This window comes from Kitasatospora sp. NPDC091257 (assembly GCF_044757675.1).
Classification (GTDB): Bacteria; Actinomycetota; Actinomycetes; order Streptomycetales; family Streptomycetaceae; genus Kitasatospora; species Kitasatospora lactacystinica.
The window spans coordinates 1-26,699 of sequence record NZ_JBIVVI010000004.1 but is presented as its reverse complement, the minus strand read 5'-3'; the positions used below and the strand labels follow the sequence as shown (position 1 = coordinate 26,699).

The following is a 26,699-nucleotide window of genomic DNA, read 5'->3' as shown; positions in this document are numbered from 1 at the left end:
GGACGGTCTCGACGGCGTAGGCGGCGTGGAGGCGGTCGACCGGGCCGCCGCCCGGCACCCCGCCACCGGTACCGTCCCCGGCCGCCGCCTCGACGTCGAGCCCGGCGTCCGCGAGCCTGGCCCGGGCGAACGCGGCCAGGTGCTCGTCGACCTCGGTGGTGACCACCCGACCCGGCCCGGCCCGCCAGGCGGACAGCGCCGCCGTCCAGCCCTGGCCGGTGCCGATGTCCCACACCCGGTGCCCCGGCTCCACCCGGAGGCTGTCCAGCATGTCCGCCACCACGGAGGGCGCGGACAGCGACGACGACGGGAGGCCGCCGGTGAGCTGGGTGACGGCCGGGGCATCGACGCCGGAGTACAGCTCGGCGGCCCACCTGTCCCGGTCCTCCGCGCGGTCGATCGGCACGTAGGCCCAGCCGTCCCACCGCCACAACCGGTCCGGCGCGAACCGGTCGCGCGGCAGCGCGGCGAAGGCGTCGCGCAGCCACGGCGAATCCTCCGGCCACGCCCCGCGCCGCTCCATCTCCACGTACAGGCCTGCCCGGTACCCGGCCAGGCCCCCGTCGTCGCTCGTCATCACTTCTTGTGCTTGCCGTTGCTCGGCGGCGGCGGGGTGACCTTCCCGTCGGCGTTGTTCGGCGGGGGCGTTCCCTGGCTCGGGTCCTGCGGCGGCTTCGAGTGCTCTCCCATGCTGTTCTCCTGTCACTGGGACGGACACAACCGGTTGCCATCCTGGCGCCGCATCGCATCCAGAGGTAGGGGCGTGCGGGAGCGGCCATGGGCGCGTCCGGTGGCCCTTGCCCTGTTCGGAGGTCGTCATCATGGTTCGCCCTGGATGCAGGCTTGGTTGCCGACGGCCCCAAGGTCGAGGCATCGGCTGGTTGACGAGAAGCAGGTTGTACGGATGTCTTCGGAAGGGATCTCCGACGGATGCCGCGCGACGCCTACAAGGCGGAGAGCAAGCGTGATGAGTGGAACCTGCTCGGCATCGACCGCGAACACCCGCGATGTCCCTGGGTGTTCTGTCCCGTGAGGCTGGGGATGCGGCTGCCACCGGAGGCGTCGGCGCCCGGAAAACCCCGGCGGGCGTTCCGGGCGCTGACGTAGGATCCGGCCCCGTGCAGAGTGACGATACGACCACGTTCGAGAGTGCCCAGGTGGCCGAGAAGCCCAGCGGCCTCCGGGCGATCTGGGCGAACACCCTGGAGCCGGTGGCTCCGCTGCCCTGGTACCGGCGGGTGCCCCGCAAGGCTCTGATCGCGGGGGTCGTGGTCGTCGGCCTGTTCGCCGCGCTGACCGTCGCGGCGGTGACCGGGGCCGGCGCCCCGACGCGGCACCGGATCGTGCTCGCGGACCGGATCGGCGACCAGGTGCGGCTCCCGGACGAGGACAGCACCCTGGCCCTGCGCGCCGACATCGAGCGGCAGATGACGGCCCTGCGGCCGTACCGGGAGCTGACGGTGGCCGGCTACGGCGCCGCCGGGTCGACCGAAACCACGCTGACCGTGATCGGGCTGACCGGCAGCTTCCCGGACGTCCGGCGGGAGCTGGACAAGTACTTCGGCACGCAGACGATGAGCGACCCGTCGGACAACCCGGTGGTCGCGCGCCAGGACTACCCGGCCGGCCCCCTCGGCGGCGCGCTGGACTGCGCGGTGCTCGACTACCCGGCCGCGTCCCTCACCACCTGCGCCTGGGCGGACGGCACCACCGTCGGCATCGTCGTCGACGAGACGGGCGCCGGCGAGCCCGAGGAACTGGCCCTGCGCACGCTGGACATCCGGGCCGCCGTCGAGGTCGAGGCGAAGGACTGACCGACGGCCCGCCGGAACTGTCGGACACGCCGTAGGGTCGCCGGAATGACACACAGCCTTGTGGACCCGGCGGCGCTCACGACGGAGATGGCCGTGCAGATACGGACGTGGCGAGTCGACGAGGACTTCACCTGGCGCTCCGTGGCCCGGGCCGCGACCGACCTGTGGGGCTCCGAGTACGGCAGCAACCAGATCTACGGCAGGGACCTCTGCGTCGCCGCCGCGAAGGTGCTGGGCGAAGACCCCGACCGGGAACCGTGGAACTGACCCCGGGGGCGAGCGTGAGAAGTCGGCCCACCCGACTTCCTGCGCGACCGGCGGGCCGGGTCAGTCGTGGGCCGGCGGCGGGGACCAGAGGCCCAACCACTGGTCGGCGCCGAAGGCCTCGAAGCGCTCGACCTCGGTGAAGCCCAGCTTCGCCGCGAGACGCATCGAGGGGAGGTTGGCGGTCTGGGTGGCGAGCACCACCGGTTCGCCGGGGAGCACGCCGGCGAACCAGTCGAGCGCCGCCCCACACGCCTCGGCGGCGTAGCCGCGTCCCCACGCCTGCGGCAGGAACAGGTAGCCGAGCTCGGCCCTCTCGCCGACCCGGCCGAGGCGCCCCGCCTCCTTGCGGAGCAGGACCTGGCCGATCGTCTCCCCGTCGAGATCGACCGCGAAGATGCCGGGGCTGCGGCTGGGCGCCCCGGGCATCTCGCGCTCGATCTCGTCACGCGGCCGGGCCCCACCGAGGTAGGTGTTCACCTCCGGCGAGGCCAGCAGCTCGATGAACGCCGCCCGGTCCCGGGCCTCGGGCTCGCGGAGCACGAGCCGCTCGGTCCTGATCGGGGCGGGCGGCCAGGGAAGGGGTCGCATGGTGGTCTCCTGATCCTCTCGGGCGGCGACTTCCGGCGCCGTTGAAGATCAGGACGGACTCCGGCGGGATGCCAGTTGCGTGCGCCCGGAGGACCGGGCTCAGCCGTGCGGGTTGGCCGGGGTGGGGAGGGCCAGTTCGCACCAGACGGTCTTGCCGATGTAGCCCTCACCGCGCAGGTGGGCGCCCCAGGAGGTGGAGAGGGAGGCGACGAGTCCGAGGCCACGGCCCGACTCGTCGTCGAGGGTGGCGTGGCGCAGGGTCGGGAGCGTGGCGTTCGCATCGGAGACCTCGATGCGGAGGAGGGAGTCGGTGGGGAGGAGGACGCGGACGCCGATCATCCGGTCGCGCTGGGAGCGGGCGTGACGGCAGGCGTTGGTGACGAGTTCGCTGAGGAGGATCAGCCCGGTCTCGGCGGAGTCGACGGGCACCTCCCACTCGAAGGCCTGCCGGATGAAACGGATCCGGGCACGGCCGGCGCTACGAGGGAGGCGGGGGAACATCCACTCGACGACATCGACGGGGTGAGTGAGCATCAGAGTCCTTGGGGGGCGTACGGACGGCTTCACTCGGGAGAGCTGAGTTCGGCCATTTCACCCTTCAAGCGTCGGCAGCCGGGCATAGCCTCAGCAGTTACGCGATACGTACAGCGAGAGCTTGAACCGCCCTGCGACCAGGGCAGGGAGGAGCACGGGGCCGTGAGCACGCCGAAGGAAAACCCGATGTCGTGGAAGTACTGCGGCGACCAGCTCAAGCGGTGGCGTACGAAGGCGGGAGTGACCCGCGAGCAGTTGGCCAAGGAAGCCTGCTACGACATCGAGAGCGTGCGGTCGATGGAGGCGGGGAGGCGGCGGCCGTCGCTCAAGCTGCTTCAGACGGCGGATGAACTGTGTGACGCGAAGGGGATGCTGCTGGGGGCGGCGGACTACCTGGCGCCCGAGAAGTTCCCGTCCTATTCGCAGGGCTACACGCATGCCGAGGCCGACGCGATTGCGATCCACTCGTACGCGGCCCTGCTCATCCCGGGACTGCTCCAGACCGAGGAATACGCCCGAGAGTTGACCAGCCACGCCTGTCCGCCCCTGGACGACGACAGCGTCGAAGCGCGCGTCGCGGGCCGGATGCAACGCCAGGAGAAACTGTCGAACTCACCGAGGGTGCTGTTCGGCTTCGTGATCTACGAAGCCGCACTGCGGGCAAGGGTCAGCAGCGCGGACCTCATGAAGAGGCAGCTCGCGCACATCATCGATGTGAGCCGCCTGCGGAACGTCGCGATCCAGGTGCTTCCTGCAGATCGCGCGGCATATCCCGCCCTCACCGGCCCCATCACCCTACTGGAGACGGCCGACCACGAGCAGCTGGCCTACGTGGAAGGGCATCGAACCGGCGTGCTGCATTCCGACCCGGACAGGGTGAACGTCCTCAGGCAGCGGCATGGAATGATCCGCATGCAGGCCCTCAGTGTCGAGGAGTCCGCAGAGTTCATCGGGAAAGTCTCGGAGGAGCTATGAGCGCCGAAGCCGACTGGTTCAAGTCCAGCTACAGCGACGACAACGGCGGCGAGTGCATCGAAGTCGCCCCCTCCCCCTCCTCCATCCACGTCCGCGACTCCAAGGACAAGGCCGGCCCGACCCTCGCCTTCTCCCCCGCCGCCTGGTCGGCCTTCGTCGCCTTCGCGGCCGAAGCTCAAGCCACCGAGCCCGAGTGACCCCTTAGTGGAACGGGTGGGTAACCACCTTCCAACCACCCCCGCACGCAGCAGATATGACTTATCGTCACGACTTCTCCACAGGCAGTTCCCCCATGTAGCGTGCGCACTAACGAAACAACCCCCGCCGGTGCAGCAACACCGAACGGGGGTCTGACCGGCACGATCGAAGAGGGTTCGATCCTGTGGCTACCCACGACTCTACCGTCATGGCCTCCCCCGGATGCGGCAAGCAGTCGGCCCCCGGGCAACTCCCCCCGGCAGCGGACGACTTCACTCACCTCCCGGCCCGCGAGGCATACCTCGCCAGCCTGATCAACCAGCTTCCCGACGGCGCCGCGATGGACGTGAAAACCCTCGCCGCGCACCAGCCCCTCTTCGGGCAGATGGCCGTCCGCTCGGCCCTCAACAAGCTCTCCACCGCAGGTCACCTGCGCCGCGTCCGGGAACGGGTCAACGCCGAGCACCCCCAGTGGGTGTTCCGCACCTACTTCTCCCGGACGCCCCGCTCCGACGCTTGGTGGAACCACTTCCTCGCCACCGGGGGCGCCGGGGAGGCGTCAACGGATTCCGCACCCGATCCCCCGGAAGAGCGAACGCGCAACCGCGCCCCCCTCACCTCGGTCGCCTACGCCGCCCTCGCCGGCCTCGGCATCGCGGACGCCCGCCTCTCCCTCTCCGCCACCGACTGCGAAGCGCTCGAACCGCTCGCCGCCGAGTGGTTCGCCCGGGGCGCCACCCTGGCCCTCTTCATGAACGCCCTCACCTCGGGCCTGCCCACCCCGGTCCACAGCGCGGCGGCCCTCACCCGGCGCCGCCTGATCGACAAGCTTCCGCCCGAACGCCCGCAGCCGCCGGAAGCCGTCCGCATCCCCGAGTGCACCGACTGCCGGACCCCCTGCCGACCGCAGGTCCTCCTCGGCGGCCTCTGCCGCGCCTGCCGCAGCGGCGGCGGAAATGCGACCCCACGGCCCCGCTCCGGCGGCCTCTCCCCGACCGCCGTCCGCGCGCACGCCGCGCGAGCCCGCCAAGCCATGGTCACATCGCCGCGATCGTGAATATTCACAGGCAATGGCGTTAACGTATGCAAAATCCAAAGGTGAACTAGGTAACAAGCCTTGCATTCCAAGACGCCTGGTTTGCCCGCATGCTGAGATCCGTGCGATAGTCGAAGCGGCCCACCGGCGGGCGACACCGCACGCCGCCCTGGGTCGATGACTTCGGCGGGCCCGACCTGGCACTGCCGACACCCATCGCGCGGCACGCACCCCCTTGGCCGGCGCGATGACCTGCAAGGGCCCCCGCCCGCCGGACCACGGCGAATCCGGGGGCCCTGCGTGTTTTCCGGGGAAACCGTCGGCCCCGCCCGGACCTCGGACCCACCCCGGCCCTCAGGGCCGCTCGCGCACCTTCAGCTCGAACCAGACACCCTTGCCCCGCGGCAGCAGGTCCGCGCCCCAGCGGTCGGCGAGGTCGTCGACGATCTTCAGCCCCCGCCCCCGCTCGTTCACCGGCCTGGCCTCGGCGAGGATCATGCAGGGCAGCGCCCGGGAGGAGTCCCGGACCTCGATCCGGAGCCAGCCGGGCTTGCGGCTGACGTGCAGGCCGATGGTGCGCCCGGCCGCGTGCCGCACCGCGTTGGCCACCAGCTCGCTGGTGAGCAACTCCCCGGCCTCCAGGTGCTGGTGGAGCTCCCAGGACTCCAGGACGGAGAGCACCAGTCTGCGGGCCACCGGGCCCGACTCCGGCCGGGACGGCAGCCGCACCTCGTTGGGCGCCGACTGGTCGCACAGTCTGCCGGAGTACAGCTCCTCCAGCTCCTCGGAGGTGAGCCGCTCCAGCGCCGAGAGCCCGCCGCCCTGGACGTCGATCCAGGAAACCTCGGCCACCGCGCCGACCCCGGGAACCGATGACTGATCTGCTTCGCCCCAACCCGCCATGCGGACCATCATTGCGGAACGCAAGCAGCCGCGTACGGACAATGAGCAAACGATCTCCGCGAGTCGGCATATGCCGGAAGCAAGAAGGGGTCACCCGGGCCGACTTCCGTCAATCCCGAGTTGACCCCTCGCACGCCTCAGCAGCCGGTCACCAGTTGCTCCACGGCACGTTCCAGCCGCTCAGCCCGTTCGCCGGGTCGAGCGTCTCCTTCCGGATCGAGTTCTTCACGACCATCACGTCGCCGACCAGCGAGCCGTCGTAGAACTTGCCCATGGAGGTGCTGGCGCCGCCGCCCTCGACGTCCTTGAGGCCCACGCAGCCGTGGCTGACGTTGTCCTCGCCGAAGGTGCTGCTGCTGCTCCAGTAGTTGCCGTGCACGTACGTGCCGGAGTCGGTGAGCCGCATCGAGTGCGGGACCTGGAGGTCGTACGGCGCGCCGGTCATCCCGGGCAGGGTGCTGGACTGCATCCGCACCACGCCCTCCTTGGACATGACCACCATCGTGCCGTTCCAGGTGGGGTGTTCGGGTGCGCCGGCGCTGATGTCGATGTCGCTCGACGCACCGTCCCGTACGACCGTCATCTTGTGTGCCGCGGCGTCAACCGTCGAAACCTGGGACCGCCCGATCGTGAAGGGCTCGTCCCGGTCCGCGCCGTACACCCCCGGGGCGATCTCGACGCTCTTGAGCCGGTAGTGCACGACCACCTTGGTCCCGGGCGTCCAGTACTGCTCCGGGCGGAAGTCCAGCCGGCGGTCGTTGAACCAGTGGCCCTTGACCACGGTGCCGTTGTCGGTCTGGAAGGTGATGCCCCGCAGGACCTCGTCCTTGTTCTTGACGTCCTTGCCGAAGTTCACCGAGACGATCATGCCGACGCCGTAGGTGGCGTCGTTGTCCACGTTGTCGGAGGCCTTGGCGAGCGCCGTCGGCGTCAGCGTGGTGAAGCTGCTGTCCGCCGTGGCGACCGCGCCGTTCGCGTCCGCGGCCATCGCGCTGACCTGGTAGGCGGTGCCCACCTCCAGGCCGGCCGTCGGCGTCCAGGAGGCGCCGTCGGCGGAGATGGTGCCGGGGACCTCCTTGCCGGCCTTGTCGCTCACCTTGACGGTGGTGAGCCTGCCCCCGGTCGCGCCGATCCTGAGCGCGTTCGGCGCCACGTCCACCGAGCCGGCCTTGGGCTCGATGCTCACGGCGGCCGTGGAGACCTTCGGCACCGCGCTGGTGGGCACCGCGCTGGTGGGCGCCGCCGCCGCGGGCGTGGCAGCGGCCCCGCCGGCCCCCAGGTCGGCCTTGGCCGCGCTGCCCCCCGTACCCCCGCCGCCCCCGCCGCAGGCCGCCGTCAGCGTCATCGCCCCGCCGACCAGACCGACCGCCACCACTCTGCGTATCGACCTCAACGTCGATTCCCTCCCTCAGAAGATCCGAGAAACTCCCCGTGGACCCGACGGACCCGACCGGTTGCACGCACCCGGCCACCGGAAAGGTTGCGCCACGCGTGGGGCTGATCGCCCCGGAAACCGCGGCGGCCCGACCCCAACGGGTGAGGATCGGGCCGCGCGGCGAAGGACTCGCCGGAGGGCCCGGGTATCCGGGCCCTCCGGCGGGTAGGGCCTACCAGTTGGCCCAGTCCACGTTCCAGCCGCCCAGCCCGTTGGAGGGCGCGACGGTCTTCTCCTTGGTGTTCACGACCTTGATCGGGTCGCCGATCATCGAGTCGTTGAAGAACTTGCCCGCGACCGAGCTGTCGCTGCCGCCCTTCACGTCCTGCATCGACACGCAGCCGTGGCTGGCGTTGGTCTTGCCGAACGGGCTGGCCCAGTAGTTGCCGTGCACGAAGGTGCCGGAGGTGGTCAGCCGCATCGCGTGCGGCACGTCCTGGATGTCGTACTCGCCGCCGAGACCGACGGTCTGCGAGTTCATCCGGGTGACCTTCTCCTTGGACATGACCACCATCGTCCCGCCCCAGGACGGCGTGGCGTCCGCGCCCAGGGTGACCGGCAGGGTGGCGCTCTGACCGTCCCGCTCGACGGTCATCTGGTGCGACTTGGCGTCCGCGGTGGAGATCATCGACCGGCCGATGGTGAACGGCTCGTCCTTGTCCACGTCGCCGTAGATGCCGGGCGCGACCTCGACGTTCTTCAGCCGGTACTTGACGGTCACCTTGGTGCCCGGCGCCCAGTACTGCTCCGGGCGGAAGTCCACCCGGCGGTCGCCGAACCAGTGGCCCTTGACCACGGTGCCGTTGCTGGACTCGATGCTGATGCCCTTGACGACGGCGTCCTTGTTCTTGACGTCCTTGTTGAAGTTCACCGAGACGATCATGCCGACGCCGTAGGTGGCGCCGTCGCTGATGTTGTCGTTGGTGGCGATCTTCTTGTCCGGCGTCAGGGTGGTGAACGAGGTGGTGGACGCGGCCACCAGGCCCTCGCCGTCCTTCGCCTGCGCGTTCACCTTGTACGCCATGCCGACCGCGAGCGCCCCCGCGGGCTTCCAGCCGGAGCCGTCCGGGGTGATCGCCCCGTCGACCGGCTTGCCGTCCTTGTCGGTCACCTCGACCGTGGTGAGCTTGCCGTTGGAGACGGACACCTGGAGCCCGTTCGGCGGGACGTCCTGGGCACCGTCCTTCGGCTCGACGGCGAGCACCGCGGCCGAGGGCTTCGGCGTGGCCGACCCGCCCCCGTCCGCCGCGGCCGAAGCCGAGGCCCCACCGCCGGCCGCCGAACCGCCCGAACCACCCGAACCGCTGCCCTTGTCGTCGTTGCAGGCCGCGGTGAGCAGCAGCACCCCACCCATGACCAGCGCCATCGCACTCCTGCGCCCGTAGCGGTTGGTGGTGCGTATCGCTGCGCCGGCCGTCTTACCCGTCTTCACGGTTTCTCCCCTCCCGGTATTCACTCACTTGACGCGTTGAGTGCCCCCATGAGTTGCACTGTCCGGCCGATCTTTCCGGCCGGACCCCGGACGCGCCGGAGCAGGATAACTAAGCCTTCCGAGTGAAAGCTGAGGGGAGTCGGGTTGACGGCGTGTGAAGCAGCCGTGAAGTCGGGACGGAACGGGACGGAAACCCCCTCGGACCCCTGAACGGCCCTTACGGCACGGCCGGCGGCACGGCCGGAACGGACACCACGGCCGACGGAACCCCGGACTCGGACGCCCCGACCGACGCCGCCTGCGGCAGCGCGCTCCCCGCCACCCACTGCTCCCACGGCACGTTCCAGCCGTTGAGCCCGTTCTGCGGCGGCACGAAGTCCCCGGACGAGGCCTTCACCTCCAGCACGTCCCCCGGGATGGTGTGCTCGAACAGCCAGCCCGCCGGGGAGTCCTTGCTCGCCCCGCCCTTGGCATCGGCCAGCCCGATGCAGCCGTGGCTGGTGTTGGCGGCGCCGAACACCCCCGGGTCGGCCCAGTAGTTGCCGTGCACGAAGGTGCCGGAGGTGGTCAGCCGCATGGCGTGCGGGACGTCCTTGATGTCGTACTCGTCGCCCATGCCGACGGTCTGCGAGTCCATCCGGGTCACCTTGTACTTCTCCGACACCACCATCACGCCCCGGTAGGTGGAGTGGTCCCGGCTGCCGCCGGAGACCTTGAGCACCCGGACCACCGCGCCGCCCTGGCCGGCCCGGACGGTCAGGGTGTGGGCGTCCAGGTCGACGGTGGAGACCTGCGCCCGGCCGACGGTGAAGTGCAGCTCCCGGCTCTGGGTGCCGAACTCCCCCGGCGCGCCCTGCACGTCCTTGAGCCGCAGCGCCACCGCGACCTTGGTGCCGGCCGCCCAGTACTGCTGCGGCCGGAAGTCCAGCCGCTGGCCGTCGAACCAGTGCGCGGCCACCGGCACCGGCGGGTCGGCGGCGACCTGGACGGCCTTCTCCACCGCCGCCCGGTCGGTGATCGGACGGCTGAAGCGCAGCGACACCGGCATGCCGACGCCGACCGTGGAGCCGTCCTCCGGGGTGAAGAAGGCCACGAAGGTGTGCGCCCGGGCGACGGTCGTGAACGCCGAGTGCTGGGCCGCCTTCTGGCCCTGCTCGTCCTCGGCGACGGAGTCCAGGGTGAACGCGGTGCCGAGCGGCAGCGGGCCGTCCGGCGCCCAGCCGGTGCCGTCCGGGGCGATCGTGCCGGGCACCTCGGTGCCCTTGGCGTCGGCCAGCCGGACGGAGACCAGCCGGCCCTGCGCGGCGCTCACCCGGACGGCGCCCTCCGGCTGCACGTCCTGCGCGCCGTCGGCCGGCTGCACGGTGAGCACCGCCCGGGACGGCGCCGCCGGCGTGGTGTGCCCACCGGCCGCGACCGCGTCCCCGTCCGGCACGGCCGTGGAGCCACCGCCGCCGCAACCCGTCAGGACGGCAAGGCAGCAGGCCACCGCCGCCGCGCCCCGCGCCCACACCCGTCCTCGGCGCCGCATCCCGGGGCCCTCCCACTGTTCGCGTCCGACGCCGGGAACAACGAGGCGCATCGACGCGGGGACACGCCGATCGCCCCGGAATCCCCCCATCCCGTCAACCCGCCACCCTGGCCGCCATCCGCCGGTAAGCCCCCGTTCAACGGCTTCCGATCTGCGCAATCCGGGAAGGAGAAGGTGAACGGGGTCCGGGACACCCCGCCCAGGGAGGGTGCGGCCATGGCGTCAGGGCAGGAGCTGGAAGCCGGGGTACGGCCGGTCGGCGGTCCGCACCGCACCGCCGAACCGCCCTGGCCCGGCAGCTGGCAGCCGCTCGGCGCCCGCTGCCGCACCGACCGGCGCGGCCGCCGGGGCACCAACTTCGCGCTCTGGGCGGCCGGCGCCGAGGCCGTCGAGCTGTGCCTGTTCGACGAGGACGGCCGGGAGAGCCGGCACCACCTCACCGAGCAGGACGTCCAGATCTGGCACGGCTTCCTCCCCGACGTGCGCCCCGGCACCCGCTACGGCTTCCGCGTGCACGGCCGCTGGGACCCGTGGACCGGCGCCCGCTGGAACCCGGCCAAGCTGCTGCTCGACCCGTACGCCCGCGCCGTGGACGGCTGTTACACCTCGCACGACGCCGTCTGCTCCGCCGTCCGCAACTGGCCCGAGGCGGACGCCGCCGACACCGTCCGGGACAACCGCGACTCCGCGCCGTACGTGCCCAGATCCGTGGTCGTCCACGACGACGACGACTGGTCCGACGACCACCGCCCGAGGACCCCGTGGGCCGAGACGGTGCTCTACGAACTGCACGTGCGCGGCTTCACCATGCGCCACCCCGAGGTCCCGCCGCAGCTGCGCGGCACCTACGCCGGCCTCGCCCACCCCGCCGCCGTCGCCCACCTCACCCGCCTCGGGGTGACCGCCGTCGAGCTGCTGCCGGTGCACCAGCACGCCAGCGAGGACCACCTGCAGGCCCGCGGACTGGTCAACTACTGGGGCTACAACACGATCGGCTACTTCGCCCCGCACGCCGGCTACTCCGCCTCCGGCTCCCGCGGCGGCCAGGTCGGCGAGTTCAAGCGGATGGTCCGCGCCCTGCACGCCGCCGGGATCGAGGTGATCCTGGACGTGGTGTTCAACCACACCGCCGAGGGCGGCGCACTCGGCCCGGCGCTCTCGCTGCGCGGCATCGACAACGCCGCCTACTACCGCCTCCCGCCCAACCGCCCCCGCGGCTACGCCGACTACACCGGCTGCGGCAACACCCTGGACACCCGCCGCCCCCAGGTGATCCGGCTGATCACCGACTCACTGCGCTACTGGGTCGCCGAGATGGGCGTGGACGGCTTCCGCTTCGACCTGGCCGCCGCGCTGGCCCGCGGCGGTCCGAACGGCGGCGACGCAGTCGACATGGACCACCCCTTCCTCGCCGCCGTCGCCCAGGACCCCCTGCTCAGCCGGGTGAAGCTGATCGCCGAGCCCTGGGACGTGGGCCCGGGCGGCTACCAGGTCGGCGGCTTCCCCCCGCTGTGGGCCGAGTGGAACGACAAGTACCGCGACACCGTACGGGACTTCTGGCGCGGCGCCCGCCCCGACGTGCGCGAGCTCGGCTACCGCCTCTCCGGCTCCTCCGACCTCTACCAGCGGGCCGGCCGCCGCCCGGGCGCCTCGGTCAACTACGTGACGGCGCACGACGGTTTCACCCTGCGCGACCTGGTCTCCTACGACCGCAAGCACAACGAGGCCAACGGCGAGGACAACCGGGACGGCACCGAGGACAACCGCTCCTGGAACCACGGCGCCGAGGGCGAGACCGCCGACCCGGCGGTCAACTCCCTGCGCCTGCGCCAGCTGCGCAACCTGACGGCCACCCTGCTGCTCTCCGCCGGCGTCCCGATGATCACCGCCGGCGACGAGCTGGGCCGCACCCAGGGCGGCAACAACAACGCCTACTGCCAGGACAACGAGGTCGGCTGGCTGGACTGGTCGCTGCTGGAGCAGCCCGGCTGGCAGGAGCTGTGCGAGCTCACCGCCCGGCTGGTCCGGCTGCGCCGGGCCCACCCGGTGCTGCGCCGCCGGGCGTTCTTCTCCGGCCGCGCCACCGGCCCCGGCGGCCGGCCCGACCTCGTCTGGTTCACCCCGCGGGGCACCGAGATGACCGAGGCCGACTGGTTCGCGCCGACCGCCTGCCTCGGCATGCTGCTCTGCGGCACCGCGCTGTCCGAACGGGACGAGACCGGGCTGCCGCTCAGCGACGACAGCTTCCTGCTGCTGCTCAACGCGGGCCACGAACCGGTGGTGTTCACCCTGCCCGGCGAGCCCCGCGCGGCGCCGGCCGCCGAACGGGAGCCGATGACCGGGCGGGAGGCGCCGGCCGGGCGGGAGGCGGCGGTCGGGCGGGAGGCGGCGGTCGGCTGGGAGACGGTGGTCGACACCGCCGCGGGCCCGGACGGACCGTGCCCGCGCGGCGCCGTCGTGCTCGGCGGGCGCTCGCTGCGGCTGCTGCGCGCGCCCGCCGTCTGAGGGCCCGGGCTCAGCCGCGGGCGTGCCCGAGCTCGACGTTCTCCAGCACCCCGATCGCGTCCGGCACCAGCACCGCCGCCGAGTAGTAGGTGCTGACCAGGTAGGAGGCGATCGCCTTCTCGTCGATGCCCATGAACCGCACGTTCAGGCCCGGCTCCACCTCGTCCGGGATGCCGACCTGGGTGAGGCCGACCACGCCCTGGTTCTCCTCGCCGACGCGCATCGCGATGAACGCGGTGGTCTGCTGGTCGGACACCGGGATCTTGTTGCACGGGAAGATCGGCACCCCGCGCCAGGTCGGCCGCTGCTTGCCGAGGACGTCGACGGTGGACGGGTAGACGCCGGCCCGGTTGCACTCCCGCTCGAAGGCCGCGATCGCCCGCGGGTGGGCGAACAGGTAGTCGGTGTCACGGCGCATGCTCAGCAGCTCGTCCAGGTCGTCCGGGGTGGGCGCCCCGGCGCGGGTCTGGATCCGCTGGTCGAAGTCGGCGTTGCCGAGCAGGCCGAACTCCGGGTTGTTGACGAGCTCGTGCTCCTGCCGCTCCCGCAGGGCCTCGACGGTCAGCCGCAGCTGCTCCTCGGTCTGGTTCATCGGCTGGTTGTAGAGGTCCGCGACCCGGGTGTGCACCTTGAGCACGGTCTGCGCGACGCTCAGCTCGTACTCGCGCGGCTTCAGCTCGTAGTCCACGAAGGCGCCGGGCAGCTCGTACTCGCCCCGGTGGCCGGCCGAGAGGTCGATCCTCGCCTCGCCGTGCTCGTTCTGCGCCTGCGCGACGTCGGCGGCGAAGCCCAGCAGCTGCTCGCGCAGCGCCTCGGAGCGGCCGATCAGCTCCTGGAGCACCGGCCAGGACAGCGTCATCGCGACCCCTGAGGTGTTCGCCCGCACGGTGTACGGCCAGGTGCCGCCGCCCTCGGTGATCGCCTCGGCGCCCAGGTGGTCGCCGTCCGCGAGCGAGCCGAGCACGGTCTGCTCGCCGTACTTGCCGGTGCCGATCCGGTCCACCTTGCCGTGCGCGATCAGGAACACCTCCTCGATCGGCGCCCCCTCCCGCACCAGCACGTCGCCCTGCGCGAAGTCCCGCTGGACGAACCGGCGGGCCATCTCGGCGAGCACCTCCTCGTCCTCGAAACCGCGCAGCGCCGGAACCTCGGCCAGCGAGGGGGCGATCACCGTCACCGCGGAGCCGGTCTTCGCGAAGCTCACCCGGCCCTGCCCGGGGGCGAAGCTCAGCCGCCGGTTGACCCGGTAGGTGCCCGCGCTGACCTCCACCCACGGCAGCATCCTCAGCAGCCAGCGGGAGGTGATCTCCTGCATCTGCGGCTTCGACTTGGTCGTCGTCGCCAGGTTCCGCGCCGCGGTCGTGCTGAGACTGAGCTGGGCCCGTACCTGCACGATTGCGGAGCCGGGCCCCGGGGTGGGTTCGGTTTCGACCGTCATGTGTGCACTCCTGTCACTCGCGCATCAAAGGCAGTCCGTCAGGAGCTGTCATCGGCCGATCAGCAGGGCGCTCGCAAGAGGCGCGCGGCGCACTCCTGTCCGCACGAACGGCTGTGCGCGCCCCGTCCTTTCGCGCCCGCCCCGGCCGTTCAGGTGGCCGGTTCTCGGCGGGCCGCACCGACAGGGGCGAAAAACCGGATGAGAAGTGACGGGCTCTGTGCCTACCCTCACCGCGATGGCCGAGAACAGGCAGGACCACGACAACCCGCCCCAGGGAAGCCCCCGAACCGACGGCCCCGGGGAGCTGGGCAGAACCGACGAACCCGACGGAACCGGCCGGACCGGGCCCGGGCCGCGACACTCCGCGGTCCGCTCCCTGCTACGCCTGTGGCCGTACGCCCGTGCCGTCCGCGGCCGGCTGGCCGTCTCGGTGACGGCCGCGACGCTCGCCATGCTGAGCACCCTCGCCGTCCCGGTGGTCCTCGGCCGGATCGTGGACGGCCCGCTCGCCGAGCGCGACCTCGCCGGCCTCTGGCCCCTGGTCGGCCTGCTGCTGATCCTCGGCCTGGTCGAGTCGGCGCTGTTCTACACCCGCCGGGTGGTGCTGGCCCGCCCGCTGGCCGGGCTGGAGACGGCGATGCGCGGGGACCTCTTCGCCAAGCTCCAGCGGCTGCCGGTCTCCTTCCACGACCGCTGGGGCTCCGGCCAGTTGCTCTCCCGGGCCACCGCCGACATGTACACCATGCGGCTGTTCCTGGCCTTCCCGCTGGTCTTCCTGATCGTCAACTCGGTGATGTTCCTGGCCGGCACGGTGCTGATGTTCACCCAGGACTGGCGGCTCGCCCTGATCGCCCTGATCCCGGTCGTCCCGCTGTTCGTGGTCACCCGGCGGTTCGAGACCGGCTACTCCGGCGCCACCCGGCGCGCCCAGGACCAGAACGGGGACCTCGCCACCGTGGTCGAGGAGTCCGTCCTCGGCATCCGCATCCTCAAGGCCTTCGGCCGCCACCGCTCGATGGCCGAGCGCTTCCGCGCCCAGTCCCAGGAGCTGCGCCGCACCGAGCTGCGCAAGGCGCACCTGCTCGCCAACCTGTGGGCGGTCACCGTCGGACTGCCGGAGATCGCGCTGGGCTGCGCCCTCGCCGTCGGCGCCTACCTGGTGGCGAACGACGGCCTGAGCGCCGGCACCCTGGTCGCCTTCCTCTCCACCGCGCTCGCGCTGCGCTGGCCCGTCGAGTCGCTCGGCTGGCTGCTCGCCTACGGCAACGACGCGGCCACCGCCACCGACCGCTTCTTCGAAGTGATGGACGAGCCGGAGACCCCGGACCCGGGCACCGCCGCCGAACTCGCCGCCGCGGACGGCATCCGCTTCACCGGCGTCCGCTTCCGCTACCCCGACGCCCCCGGGGACAGCCCCGACCTGCTGGCCGGCATCGACCTGCACGTCCGCAGCGGCGAGACGATGGCCCTGGTCGGCGCCACCGGCAGCGGCAAGACCACGCTCACCGCCCTGCTCCCCCGGCTGTACGACGCCACCGCCGGCACCATCACGCTGGACGGCCGGGACGTCCGCGAGCTGCCCCGGCAGCGGCTGCGCGAACTCGTCGCGGTCGCCTTCGAGGAACCCACCCTGTTCTCCGCCACCGTCCGGGAGAACGTCCTGATGGGCGCCCCGGGCGCCGGCGAGGAGCAGCTGCGCACCGCCCTCGCCACCGCCCAGGCCGGCTTCGTCGAGAAGCTCCCGCAGGGCCCGGACACCGAGGTCGGCGAGCAGGGGCTGAGCCTGTCCGGCGGCCAGCGCCAGCGCCTCGCGCTGGCCCGCGCGGTGGTCGGCGACCCGGCCTTCCTGGTGCTGGACGACCCGCTCTCCGCCCTGGACGTGCACACCGAGGCCCTGGTCGAGCGGGCGCTGCGCGAGGTCCTCGGCACCACCACCGCCCTGGTGGTCGCCCACCGCCCCAGCACCGTGCTGCTCGCCGACCGGGTCGCGGTGCTGGCGGACGGCCGGATCGCGGCCGTCGGCACCCACCAGGAGCTGCTGCGCGACTGCGCGCACTACCGAGAACTGATGTCGGGCGAGGCCGCCCCGGTGCCCGAGGGCTCCCTCGCGTCGAATGGAGGGCGCGCATGACCACCACCGCCGAACCCGTCCGGACCGGGCCCGCCGAGCCGGCCGAGGAGGAGCTGCCCGCACCTCCCGCCGACGAGGAGGACATCCCCGTCCCACCGGGTGCTCCCCGGGCGCTGCTGCGCTCGCTGCTCGGCCCGCACCGGGCCCGGATCACCATCGCGATGGTGATCATCCTGGTCCAGCAGGCCGCGCTCCAGACCGGACCGCTGCTGGTCGCGGTGGCGATGGACCGCGGCATCCCGGCACTGCGCGAGCACGACTCCGGCCCGCTGATCGCGGTGGTCGCGGCCTACCTGTTCTGCGCGCTGCTCAGCCCGGTGCTGCAGTGGGCGTTCATCAAGATCAGCGCCCGGGTCAACCAGGACATCGTGCTGGAGCTGCGCGGCCGGATCTTCCGGCACGCCCAGCGGCTCAGCCTGGACTTCCACGAGCGCTACACCTCGGGCCGGATCATCTCCCGCGCCACCAGCGACATCGACGCGCTGCGCGAGCTGCTCTCCGAGGGTCTGCAGGAGCTGCTGACGGTCTTCCTGTCGGTCTGCTACATCTCGGTGCTGCTGCTGGTGCTGGACTGGCGGCTCGGCCTGGTCTCGCTGGCGGCCTTCCTGCCGCTGGCCCTGATCGCCCGCTCCTTCCGCCGCCGCTCGCGCCGGGTCTACCGGCGCTCGCGCACCTCGGCGGCCTCGCTGATCGTCCGCTTCACCGAGACCATGAACGGCATCCGTCCGGTGCAGGCCTTCCGCCGCGAGAAGGCCAACGACGCGGCCTTCGCCGTGGTCAACCAGCAGTCCGCCACCGCGACGGCGGACGGCCTGCTGGAGATCGCCCGCTACGTCGGCCTCTCCCGCGCCACCGCCAACCTGTGGACCACCGGCGTGGTGCTGCTCGGCGCCTACCTGGTCGTGGACGACGCGCTGGAGCTGGGCGTGCTCACCGCCTTCGCGCTCTACCTGCGCCGGCTCTTCGACCCGATCGACCAGCTGGCGATGTTCCTGAACAGCTACCAGTCGGCCGCCGCCGCCCTGGAGAAGATCTCCGGCCTGCTCGCCCACGAGCCGACCGTCGCCGAGCCGGCCGAGCCCGTCGAGCTGCCCCGGGCCGACGGCAAGGGCCGGGCGGTGGCCTTCGAGGGCACCCGCTTCGCCTACCGGACCGGCAAGGAGGTGCTGCCGCCCTTCGACCTGTCGATCCCGGCCGGGCAGACGGTGGCGGTGGTCGGCGCGACCGGCGCGGGCAAGTCGACGGTCGCCAAGCTGCTGGCCCGCTTCTACGACCCGACCGACGGCCGGATCCGGCTGGACGGCGTGGAGCTGCGCGACCTGGCCACCCCCGAGCTGCGGCGCGGGGTGGTGATGGTCACCCAGGAGTCCTTCCTGTTCTCCGGCACCGTCGCCGAGAACATCGCGATCGGCCGCCCCGGCGCCACCCGCGCGGAGGTCGAGCAGGCCGCCCGCGACATCGGCGCGTACGAGTTCATCGCCGCCCTGCCGGACGGCTTCGACACCGACGTGCGCAAGCGCGGCGGCCGGATCTCGGCCGGCCAGCGCCAGCTGGTGGCCTTCGCCCGCGCCCTGCTGGCCGACCCGGCGGTGCTGATCCTGGACGAGGCGACCAGCTCGCTGGACGTCCCCGGGGAGCAGGCCGTGCAGCGGGCGATGCGCACCGTGCTGGCCGGCCGGACGGCGGTGATCATCGCCCACCGGCTCTCCACCGTGGAGATCGCCGACCGTGTCCTGGTGATGGACCAGGGCCGGATCGTGGAAGATGGCTCCCCACAGGAGCTGATCGACGGCTCCGGCCGTTTCGCCGCCCTCCACCGGGCCTGGCGGGACAGCCTGGTCTAGGGTCCGGCTCCGGGCCCCCATGAATGTGCCCGACCGGGTGCGCCGTCACGCACCCGGCCGGGCCTCCCCACTTCCCGACCGGACGTACGGGCCCGGCCGCGGCCGTGGTTCACGGCCCCGCGGGCGGCTGCCGTCCTCCCCGGGACGCACGGCAGCCGCCCGCGGGGTCAGCGCAGCAGTCCGGCGTCCATCCCGGCCGACTCGGCCGGCAGGGCGACCAGCCCCAGCTCGGCCGGCGAGGCCAGCCGGGGGTGCGCGGGCAGCACCCGGACGGTGTAGCCGAACGGGCCGGTCCGGCACAGCTCCAACGAACCCTCGTAGCGGGTGCGGCCGTCCAGGTCCGGCCCGCCGACCGGCTTGAGGGCGAGCAGGCAGGCGTCCGAGATCCGGTCCCGTTCGTCCACCCGGCCGGAGACCGCCTGCACCTCGACGTCGCCCGGTTCCAGCGTCCCGAGCGCGACCTGCACCCGCAGCGCCAGCGAGCTGCCCAGCTCCTGCGCCTCGGCCGGGCAGTCCGCCTCGACGTGCTCGACCCGGACGGCCGGCCACGCCTCCCGGACCTTCGCCTTCCAGACCGCCAGCTCGCGCGCGCCCGTGAACCGCCCGGTCGCGTGCTGCCCCGCCAGCTCCCGCTGGGCCTGCGCCGCCGGGGCGTACAGCCGTTCGACGTACTCCCGGACCATCCGCCCGGCCAGCACCTTGGGCCCGAGGGTGACCAGGGTGTGCCGGACCATGGCGATCCACTGCTGCGGCAGCCCGTCGGCGTCCCGGTCGTAGAACCGGGCGGCGACCTGGTTCTCGATCAGGTCGTAGAGCGCGGCCGCCTCGATGTCGTCGCGCCGCTCGGCCTCGCCGCTGTCCGGGTCGAGCGCCCCGCCGCTCTCGTCGGCGGTGGGGATCGCCCAGCCGTTGCGGCCGTCGAACCACTCGTCCCACCAGCCGTCCAGGACGGACAGGTTGAGGCAGCCGTTGAGCGCGGCCTTCATCCCGGAGGTGCCGCAGGCCTCCAGCGGGCGCAGCGGGTTGTTCAGCCAGACGTCGCAGCCCGGGTAGAGGCGCTGGGCCATCGCCATGTCGTAGTCCGGCAGGAAGACGATCCGGTGCCGCACCGCCGGATCGTCGGCGAAGGCGACCATCTGCTGGATCAGCCGCTTGCCGCCGTCGTCGGCCGGGTGGGCCTTGCCGGCGACGACGATCTGCACCGGCCGGGTGGGGTGCAGCAGCAGTCCGCGCAGCCGCTCCGGGTCGCGCAGCATCAGGGTGAGCCGCTTGTACGAGGGCACCCGGCGGGCGAAGCCGATGGTGAGCACGTCGGGGTCGAGCACCGAGGAGACCCAGCCGAGCTCGGCCGCGCCGGCCCCGCGCCGGCGCCAGGAGGCGTGCAGCCGGCGGCGGGCCTCCTCCACCAGCTGGGCCCGCAGGGTGCGCCGCAGCTCCCAGACCTCGGTGTTGCCGATGCGTTCCAGTCCGCTCCAGCGCCGGGTCTCGCCGGTGGTCATCGCCTCCTCGGCGCGCTCGGCACCGAGTTCGGCGGCGCCGAGCCGGACCACCGCCGGGTCGATCCAGGTGGCGGCGTGCACGCCGTTGGTGACCGAGGTGATCGGCACCTCCGCGGGGTCGAAGCCGGGCCACAGGCCGTTGAACATCGAGCGGCTGACCTCGCCGTGCAGGGTGGAGACCCCGTTGGCGCGCTGGGCGAGCCGCAGGCCCATGGCGGCCATGTTGAAGAGCTTCGGGTCCCCGTCGGGCCAGCTCTCGGCGCCGAGCGCGAGCACCTGGTCGACCGGTACGCCCGGCAGCGTGGCGTCGCCGCCGAAGTGGCGGGCGACCAGCTCGCGGTCGAAGCGGTCGATGCCGGCCGGGACGGGCGTGTGGGTGGTGAAGAGGGTGCCGGCCCGGACGGCCTCCAGGGCGGCGGCGAAGTCGAGGCCGGCCCGGCCGTCGGCGATCAGTTCGCGGATGCGTTCGACGCCGAGGAAACCGGCGTGGCCCTCGTTGGTGTGGAAGACGTCGGGGGCGGGGTGCCCGGTGAGCCGGCAGTAGGTGCGCACCGCCCGGACGCCGCCGATGCCGAGCAGCATCTCCTGGAGCAGCCGGTGCTCGCTGCCGCCGCCGTACAGCCGGTCGGTGACGTCCCGCTCGGCGGGCGAGTTGGCCTCGATGTCGGAGTCGAGCAGCAGCAGCGGGACCCGCCCGACCTGGGCCTTCCAGATGTGGGCGGCCAGGGTGCGGCCGCCGGGCAGGGCGAGGTCGACCCGGCCGGGGGTGCCGTCGGCCTCCCGCAGCAGGCTGACCGCGAGTTCGTCCGGATCGAGCAGCGGATAGCGCTCCTGCTGCCAGCCGTCCCGGCTCAGGGACTGCCGGAAGTAGCCGTGCCGGTAGAACAGGCCGACGCCGACGACCGGCACGCCGAGGTCGCTGGCGGCCTTGAGGTGGTCGCCGGCCAGGATGCCGAGTCCGCCGGAGTACTGGGGCAGCGCGGCGGCGATGCCGTACTCCGGCGAGAAGTAGGCGATCGCGGCGGGCAGCGGGGCGGCGTCGGACTGCTGCCGGTTCTGGTACCAGCGGGGGCCGGTGAGGTACTCGCGCAGGTCGTCGGCGAGGTCGCCGAGTCTGCGCAGGAAGCGCCGGTCCGTGGCGAGTGCGGCCAGTCGGGCGGCCGGGACCTCCCCGAGCAGCCGTACCGGGTCCTCGCCGGTCGCGGCCCAGACCTCCGGGTCCACGGACCGGAAGAGGTCCCTGGTCTCGGGGTGCCAGGACCAGCGCAGGTTGAGGGCCAGCTCGTGCAACGGCTGGAGTTGTTCGGGCAGGACGGTGCGGACGGTGAATCTGCGGATTGCCTTCACGGCGTGAAGCGTAGCCTCGGCGGTCGGTCCGACAGTGCGTCAAGTGGGCTATTGGGCATCCGTTCGGGCTATTGATGAGATCGCATTCGGCGCATTGGTCTGCACGAGGGGCGCGCGCGGCGCACATTTCGGAGGCCCGCGCTACCAATACGTGAACTCTTCGGTACGACTCCATTTCCGGGGGCCCGTCCACCCGGGAGAAGGCCCGAAACTACTGTCGTACCGCTGCAAAAACCTTGTCGCCGGTGCGAGGATGACCGAAGGTCGTTGGTGCTGTGGGGAGTGCGACGACGGGTGGCGTCCCCCGCGAAGCAGCACGTCCGAATCCTTTTCGTGTTGGCCGTTCCCGTCCTTCTTAGCCCATTCGGCGCTCACCGCGCACGGACGCGTGTCCTGACGCCCGGCCCGCTCGTTCACGGGTGGACCGGGTCGGCCGGGGCGTGGCCCGCGCAGGCGTGCGCCGGGACGCACACGGGCTCCGGGGCGTCCCACCACCGGCTCGGCGGGCGCCGGGCAGGTTGCCGGGAACAGCGGCGCGGGCAGGCTCCGGTGGCACGTCCTCCCCACCCAGCAGTCCTCCGGTACTCCCCCGGCCCGACCCCGGCCCGCGGGGAGCTGCCGCCGATCTCGGGCAGGAGCTTGGCATGCACGGCGACACGCGGGACCAGTCCACACCGGTGGCCGAAGGCCTCGACGCAGCGGTCGCGGAATCCGCCGGACGGATGGATTCTGACACTCGGACAGATCCGGCGATGCCGGCGCCGAGGGCGTCCGGGGCGGGCGGTGGCGGATCCTCCGAAGCCCAGCCCCCCGCGGCACAGCCCTCCGCGACCCGACACCCCGGGAGCGAGGAGGACCGGACCGCGACGCCCCGCCGGCGCACCACCACGCGCCGCACCACCGGCACCGCGTCGGCCACCACCCCGAAGGCCGGCACCGGGGCCGATCCCGCGCCGCGCCGCCGGACCGCGGCCGAACCCGCCGGGAGGACCGTCGGCAAGGCCGCCGCCAAGCCCTCCACCAAGCCCTCCACCAAGCCCTCCGCCCGCAAGACGACAGAGAGCGACACCGTGATCGGCCGCATCCCCGTCCTGGACGTCAGTCCCCTCGTCGACGCCGGCCGCCGCCCGGCCAAGGCCGTCGTCGGCGAGACCTTCCCGGTCACCGCGACCGTCTTCCGCGAGGGCCACGACGCCGTCAACGCCAACGTGGTGCTGCGCGACCCGCGCGGCCGCAGCGGCCCGTGGACGCCGATGCGCGAACTGGCCGAGGGCACCGACCGCTGGGGCGCGTACGTCACCCCGACCGCGCCCGGGCGCTGGTCGTACCTGGTGGAGGCGTGGAGCGACCCGGTCGCCACCTGGCGCAAGACCGCCGCGGTGAAGCTGCCCGCCGGGATCGACACCGCGCTGGTCCTGGAGGAGGGCGCCCGGCTGCTGGAACGGGCCGCCGCCGGGGTGCCCAAGAAGGAGGGCCGCGCCGACCTGCTGGCCGCCGCCGACGCGCTGCGCGACCCGACCATGCCGCCGCTGTCCCGGCTGGCCGCCGCGCTCGCCCCCGAGGTGCTCGACGTGCTGGTCCGCCACCCGCTGCGCGAGCTGCTCAGCGCCTCCCGCCCGCTGCCGCTCCAGGTGGACCGCGAGCGCGCGCTGTTCGGCTCCTGGTACGAGTTCTTCCCCCGCTCGGAGGGCGCCGTGGTGGACCCGACCGGCGTCGAGCCGCCGCGCCCGGGCAACCTGCGCACCGCCGCCGAGCGGCTGCCGGCCGTCGCCGCGATGGGCTTCGACGTGGTCTACCTGCCGCCGGTCCACCCGATCGGCCGAGCCTTCCGCAAGGGCCCGGACAACACCCTGACGGCCGGCCCGCACGACGTCGGCTCGCCCTGGGCGATCGGCTCCCCCGAGGGCGGCCACGACGCGGTCCACCCGGACCTCGGCACCATCGAGGACTTCGACCACTTCGTCACCGAGGCCCGGGCGCTGCACCTGGAGGTGGCGCTGGACTTCGCCCTCCAGTGCTCCCCCGACCACCCCTGGGTGAACAAGCACCCGGAATGGTTCAGCCATCGCGCGGACGGCACCATCGCGTACGCCGAGAATCCGCCGAAGAAGTACCAGGACATCTTTCCGGTCAACTTCGACCAGGACATGGACGGAATCGTCAAGGAAACCATCCGGATCCTCCGGTTCTGGATGTCCCACGGCATCCGGATCTTCCGGGTCGACAACCCGCACACCAAACCGGTGGCGTTCTGGGAGAAGGTGCTCGCCGACGTCGCCCGGACCGACCCCGACGTCGTGTTCCTGGCGGAGGCCTTCACCCGCCCGGCGATGATGCACACCCTGGCGAAGATCGGATTCCACCAGTCGTACACGTACTTCACCTGGCGCACCACCAAACCGGAACTCACCGAGTACCTCACCGAACTCACCGGTGACGCCGCCGCCTACATGCGGCCCAACTTCTTCACCAACACCCCGGACATCCTGCACGCGTACCTCCAGCACGGCGGCCGGGCCGCCTTCGCGGTCCGCGCGGTGCTCGCCGCCACCCTCTCCCCCAGCTACGGCGTCTACGCCGGCTACGAGCTGTACGAGGACGAGCCGGCCCACCCGGGCTCCGAGGAGTACCTGCACTCGGAGAAGTACGAACTGCGCCCGCGCGACTGGAGCCGCACCGACACCCTGGCCCCGCTGCTGACCGTGCTGAACCGGCTGCGCCGCCGCCACCCCGCCCTCCAGCAGCTGCGCGACCTGCGCTTCCACCCCACCGACAACGACCAGGTGCTCGCCTACTCCAAGACCGCGACCACCCCCGAGGGGCTCACCGACCAGGTCATCACCGTGGTGAACCTCGACCCGCACCACGTCCAGGAGGCCACCGTCACGCTGGACGGCGACGGCCCGTACGCGGTGCACGACGAGCTCACCGGCGCCGTCTTCACCTGGGGCCGGCACAACTACGTCCGGCTCGATCCCTCAGCCGAGCCGGCTCACCTCCTCACGGTTCGGAGGAACCCAGCGTGACAGTGAACGAGCCCGTCCCCGACACCTTCCCCGAGACCTCGAAGAAGACGCTCGACCCCGACTGGTTCAAGCGTGCGGTCTTCTACGAGGTGCTGGTGCGGTCCTTCCAGGACAGCAACGGCGACGGGGTCGGGGACCTCAAGGGGCTCACGGCCAAGCTCGACTACCTCCAGTGGCTCGGGATCGACTGCCTCTGGCTCCCCCCGTTCTTCGCCTCGCCCCTGCGCGACGGCGGGTACGACGTGTCCGACTACACCTCGGTGCTGCCGGAGTTCGGCGACCTCGCCGACTTCATGGAGTTCGTCGACGCCGCCCACGCCCGCGGCATGCGCATCGTCATCGACTTCGTCATGAACCACACCAGCGACCAGCACCCGTGGTTCCAGGCCTCCCGGACGGACCCGGACGGGCCGTACGGCGACTTCTACATGTGGGCCGACGACGACAAGCAGTACCCGGACGCCCGGATCATCTTCGTCGACACCGAGACGTCCAACTGGACCTACGACCCCGTCCGCAAGCAGTACTTCTGGCACCGCTTCTTCTCGCACCAGCCGGATCTCAACTACGACAACCCCCGGGTCCAGGACGAGATGATCGCCGGGCTGCGGTTCTGGCTCGACCTCGGCATCGACGGCTTCCGGCTGGACGCGGTGCCGTACCTGTTCGCCCGCGAGGGCACCAACTGCGAGAACCTGCCGGAGACCCACGAGTTCCTCCAACGGGTCCGCAAGGAGATCGACGCCAACTACCCGGACACCGTGCTGCTCGCCGAGGCGAACCAGTGGCCGGAGGACGTCGTCGACTACTTCGGCGACTTCGCCTCCGGCGGCGACGAGTGCCACATGGCGTTCCACTTCCCGGTGATGCCTCGGATCTTCATGGCGGTGCGCCGGGAGTCCCGCTACCCGGTGTCGGAGATCCTCGCCAAGACCCCGCAGATCCCCGGCGGCTGCCAGTGGGGCATCTTCCTGCGCAACCACGACGAGCTGACCCTGGAGATGGTCACCGACGAGGAGCGCGACTACATGTACGCGGAGTACGCCAAGGATCCGCGGATGCGCGCCAACGTGGGCATCCGCCGCCGGCTCGCCCCGCTGCTGGAGAACGACCGCAACCAGATCGAGCTGTTCACCGCCCTGCTGCTCTCCCTGCCCGGCTCCCCGGTGCTCTACTACGGGGACGAGATCGGCATGGGCGACAACATCTGGCTCGGCGACCGGGACGGCGTGCGCACCCCGATGCAGTGGACCCCGGACCGCAACGCGGGTTTCTCCTCCGCCGACCCGGGCAGGCTCAGTCTGCCGCCCATCATGGACCCGGTGTACGGCTACCAGGTGACCAACGTCGAGGCGCAGCAAAGCAGTTCGAGTTCGCTGCTGCACTGGACGCGTCGCATGATCGAGATCCGCAAGCTCAATCCGGCGTTCGGCCTCGGCGGCTACGCCGAACTGCCCTCCAGCAACCCCGCCGTACTGGCCTTCGTGCGCGAGCACGAGGGGGACCTGGTCATGTGCGTGAACAACTTCTCGCGGTTCGCGCAGCCGACCGAGCTGGACCTGCGGCAGTACGGCGGGCGGTATCCGGTCGAGCTGATCGGCGGGGTGCGCTTCCCGTCGATCGGCGAGTGGCCCTACCTGCTCACCCTGGCCGGGCACGGCTTCTACTGGTTCCAGCTCCGGCAGCCCCCGCGCCTGAGCGGGACCAGGCGATCGAAGTAACGATCCGCCGCACGCCGCACACCAGCGTGAACAGCACCATCAGACCCTCCGGGGGCGCGAGTTGAACCCCCGCGCCCCCGGAGTTCTCTGCACCACCGCGTACGGAGAACAGCCCAACGGCCACCCACACGAAGGCGTGACACCCGAGCCGTGCTCGCGTGCCGCGACCGCCGCGCCGCCGCAATCCGGAAGACTGACGGACCCGGCCACGACCCGTCGGGCAGTCCGCGTGCTTCCGGGGAAAGGGAGCCATGTCCGAAACCTCCCGTTCTCAAGCCCACCTCCAGGACGGCGCCCCCGCCGGTTCCGCCGCCGCGGCGGGCACCCGGGGCGCCGGGGTCCGGAGAACCGCCCTGGGCGTCAGCGAACTCGTCCAGGCGGCCCTGCCGCTGATCGCGGCGTGGCTGCCCACCCAGCGCTGGTACGCAGCTCCGCGAAGCAGGCCGCCGAGAAGGCCGTCGCCCAGCAGAACGCC

At 72.1% G+C, this 26,699-nt stretch carries 18 protein-coding genes and 2 pseudogenes; 11 read left to right on the top strand and 9 right to left on the bottom strand.

What is annotated here, in order from left to right:
* Positions 1-577, bottom strand: a pseudogene (locus ACIQOV_RS00480) (protein-L-isoaspartate O-methyltransferase); the annotation flags it as partial.
* Positions 578-1,118: 541 nt separating this feature from the next.
* Here ACIQOV_RS00480 and ACIQOV_RS00475 point away from each other — a divergent pair.
* Together ACIQOV_RS00475 and ACIQOV_RS00470 are read left to right on the top strand one after the other, a co-directional pair.
* A complete protein-coding gene (locus tag ACIQOV_RS00475; protein ID WP_401043215.1) occupies positions 1,119-1,814 on the top strand; it encodes a hypothetical protein in 696 nt (231 codons plus the stop codon).
* Positions 1,815-1,859: 45 nt separating this feature from the next.
* On the top strand, positions 1,860-2,081 hold the full coding sequence (locus ACIQOV_RS00470; RefSeq protein WP_401043214.1) for a hypothetical protein: 222 nt from the start codon (positions 1,860-1,862) through the stop codon (positions 2,079-2,081).
* 60 nt (positions 2,082-2,141) lie between these two features.
* On the opposite strand, the gene ACIQOV_RS00465 is transcribed toward ACIQOV_RS00470, so the two are convergent.
* Both ACIQOV_RS00465 and ACIQOV_RS00460 read right to left on the bottom strand, forming a co-directional pair.
* Positions 2,142-2,669, bottom strand: a complete 528-nt coding sequence (locus tag ACIQOV_RS00465; RefSeq protein ID WP_401043212.1) for a GNAT family N-acetyltransferase — start codon at positions 2,667-2,669, stop codon at positions 2,142-2,144.
* 99 nt (positions 2,670-2,768) lie between these two features.
* Positions 2,769-3,203 carry an ATP-binding protein gene (locus tag ACIQOV_RS00460; RefSeq protein ID WP_401043210.1) on the bottom strand — a complete coding sequence of 145 codons (435 nt, stop codon included), beginning with the start codon at positions 3,201-3,203 and terminating at the stop codon, positions 2,769-2,771.
* A gap of 162 nt (positions 3,204-3,365) precedes the next feature.
* On the opposite strand from ACIQOV_RS00460, the gene ACIQOV_RS00455 reads away from it, so the two are divergent.
* The 3 genes from ACIQOV_RS00455 to ACIQOV_RS00445 all read left to right on the top strand — a co-directional run bounded on the left by ACIQOV_RS00455 (position 3,366) and on the right by ACIQOV_RS00445 (position 5,433).
* Positions 3,366-4,178 carry a helix-turn-helix domain-containing protein gene (locus ACIQOV_RS00455; protein WP_401043208.1) on the top strand — a complete coding sequence of 271 codons (813 nt, stop codon included), beginning with the start codon at positions 3,366-3,368 and terminating at the stop codon, positions 4,176-4,178.
* Positions 4,175-4,375, top strand: coding sequence for a DUF397 domain-containing protein (locus ACIQOV_RS00450; protein ID WP_401043206.1), 201 nt, complete (start codon positions 4,175-4,177; stop codon positions 4,373-4,375). The genes ACIQOV_RS00455 and ACIQOV_RS00450 overlap by 4 nt, the downstream gene beginning before the upstream one ends.
* 209 nt (positions 4,376-4,584) lie before the next feature.
* The gene (locus tag ACIQOV_RS00445; RefSeq protein ID WP_401043204.1) at positions 4,585-5,433 is read left to right on the top strand and encodes a hypothetical protein; all 849 of its coding nucleotides are present in this window, start codon (positions 4,585-4,587) and stop codon (positions 5,431-5,433) included.
* 333 nt (positions 5,434-5,766) lie between these two features.
* Here the strand turns inward: ACIQOV_RS00445 and ACIQOV_RS00440 are convergent, their stop codons facing one another.
* The 4 genes from ACIQOV_RS00440 to ACIQOV_RS00425 all read right to left on the bottom strand — a co-directional run bounded on the left by ACIQOV_RS00440 (position 5,767) and on the right by ACIQOV_RS00425 (position 10,713).
* Entirely contained in the window at positions 5,767-6,264 is a 498-nt protein-coding gene (locus tag ACIQOV_RS00440; RefSeq protein ID WP_359901437.1) for an ATP-binding protein, read from the bottom strand.
* A 199-nt stretch (positions 6,265-6,463) separates the two neighbouring features.
* Positions 6,464-7,690: an Ig-like domain-containing protein gene (locus ACIQOV_RS00435; RefSeq protein ID WP_401043202.1), complete on the bottom strand. Its 1,227-nt coding sequence runs from the start codon at positions 7,688-7,690 to the stop codon at positions 6,464-6,466.
* A gap of 232 nt (positions 7,691-7,922) precedes the next feature.
* Positions 7,923-9,182, bottom strand: coding sequence for an Ig-like domain-containing protein (locus ACIQOV_RS00430; RefSeq protein WP_401043200.1), 1,260 nt, complete (start codon positions 9,180-9,182; stop codon positions 7,923-7,925).
* Positions 9,183-9,399: 217 nt separating this feature from the next.
* Positions 9,400-10,713: an Ig-like domain-containing protein gene (locus tag ACIQOV_RS00425; protein ID WP_401043198.1), complete on the bottom strand. Its 1,314-nt coding sequence runs from the start codon at positions 10,711-10,713 to the stop codon at positions 9,400-9,402.
* Between the two features lie 216 nt (positions 10,714-10,929).
* On the opposite strand from ACIQOV_RS00425, the gene glgX reads away from it, so the two are divergent.
* The gene (gene glgX, locus ACIQOV_RS00420) at positions 10,930-13,218 is read left to right on the top strand and encodes a glycogen debranching protein GlgX (RefSeq protein WP_401043196.1); all 2,289 of its coding nucleotides are present in this window, start codon (positions 10,930-10,932) and stop codon (positions 13,216-13,218) included.
* A 10-nt stretch (positions 13,219-13,228) separates the two neighbouring features.
* Here the strand turns inward: glgX and ACIQOV_RS00415 are convergent, their stop codons facing one another.
* On the bottom strand, positions 13,229-14,656 hold the full coding sequence (locus ACIQOV_RS00415; protein WP_401043194.1) for a family 2B encapsulin nanocompartment shell protein: 1,428 nt from the start codon (positions 14,654-14,656) through the stop codon (positions 13,229-13,231).
* Positions 14,657-14,891: 235 nt separating this feature from the next.
* Here ACIQOV_RS00415 and ACIQOV_RS00410 point away from each other — a divergent pair, with 235 nt between their 5' ends.
* Together ACIQOV_RS00410 and ACIQOV_RS00405 are read left to right on the top strand one after the other, a co-directional pair.
* Positions 14,892-16,787, top strand: coding sequence for an ABC transporter ATP-binding protein (locus ACIQOV_RS00410; protein WP_401043192.1), 1,896 nt, complete (start codon positions 14,892-14,894; stop codon positions 16,785-16,787).
* Positions 16,784-18,631, top strand: a complete 1,848-nt coding sequence (locus tag ACIQOV_RS00405; RefSeq protein ID WP_380538180.1) for an ABC transporter ATP-binding protein — start codon at positions 16,784-16,786, stop codon at positions 18,629-18,631. The genes ACIQOV_RS00410 and ACIQOV_RS00405 overlap by 4 nt, the downstream gene beginning before the upstream one ends.
* A 167-nt stretch (positions 18,632-18,798) precedes the next feature.
* Here the strand turns inward: ACIQOV_RS00405 and glgP are convergent, their stop codons facing one another.
* Complete coding sequence (gene glgP / locus ACIQOV_RS00400; protein ID WP_380538182.1) at positions 18,799-21,477, bottom strand: alpha-glucan family phosphorylase; 2,679 nt, start codon at positions 21,475-21,477, stop codon at positions 18,799-18,801.
* A 1,070-nt stretch (positions 21,478-22,547) separates the two neighbouring features.
* Between glgP and ACIQOV_RS00395 the strand changes: the two genes are divergently transcribed.
* The 3 genes and pseudogenes from ACIQOV_RS00395 to ACIQOV_RS00385 form a co-directional block, all read left to right on the top strand.
* The gene (locus tag ACIQOV_RS00395; RefSeq protein WP_401043217.1) at positions 22,548-24,503 is read left to right on the top strand and encodes an alpha-1,4-glucan--maltose-1-phosphate maltosyltransferase; all 1,956 of its coding nucleotides are present in this window, start codon (positions 22,548-22,550) and stop codon (positions 24,501-24,503) included.
* Positions 24,500-26,224, top strand: a complete 1,725-nt coding sequence (gene treS, locus ACIQOV_RS00390; RefSeq protein ID WP_380348689.1) for a maltose alpha-D-glucosyltransferase — start codon at positions 24,500-24,502, stop codon at positions 26,222-26,224. Before ACIQOV_RS00395 ends, treS begins: the two co-directional genes overlap by 4 nt.
* Before the next feature lie 251 nt (positions 26,225-26,475).
* Positions 26,476-26,699 (top strand): annotated as a pseudogene (locus ACIQOV_RS00385) (hypothetical protein); the annotation flags it as partial.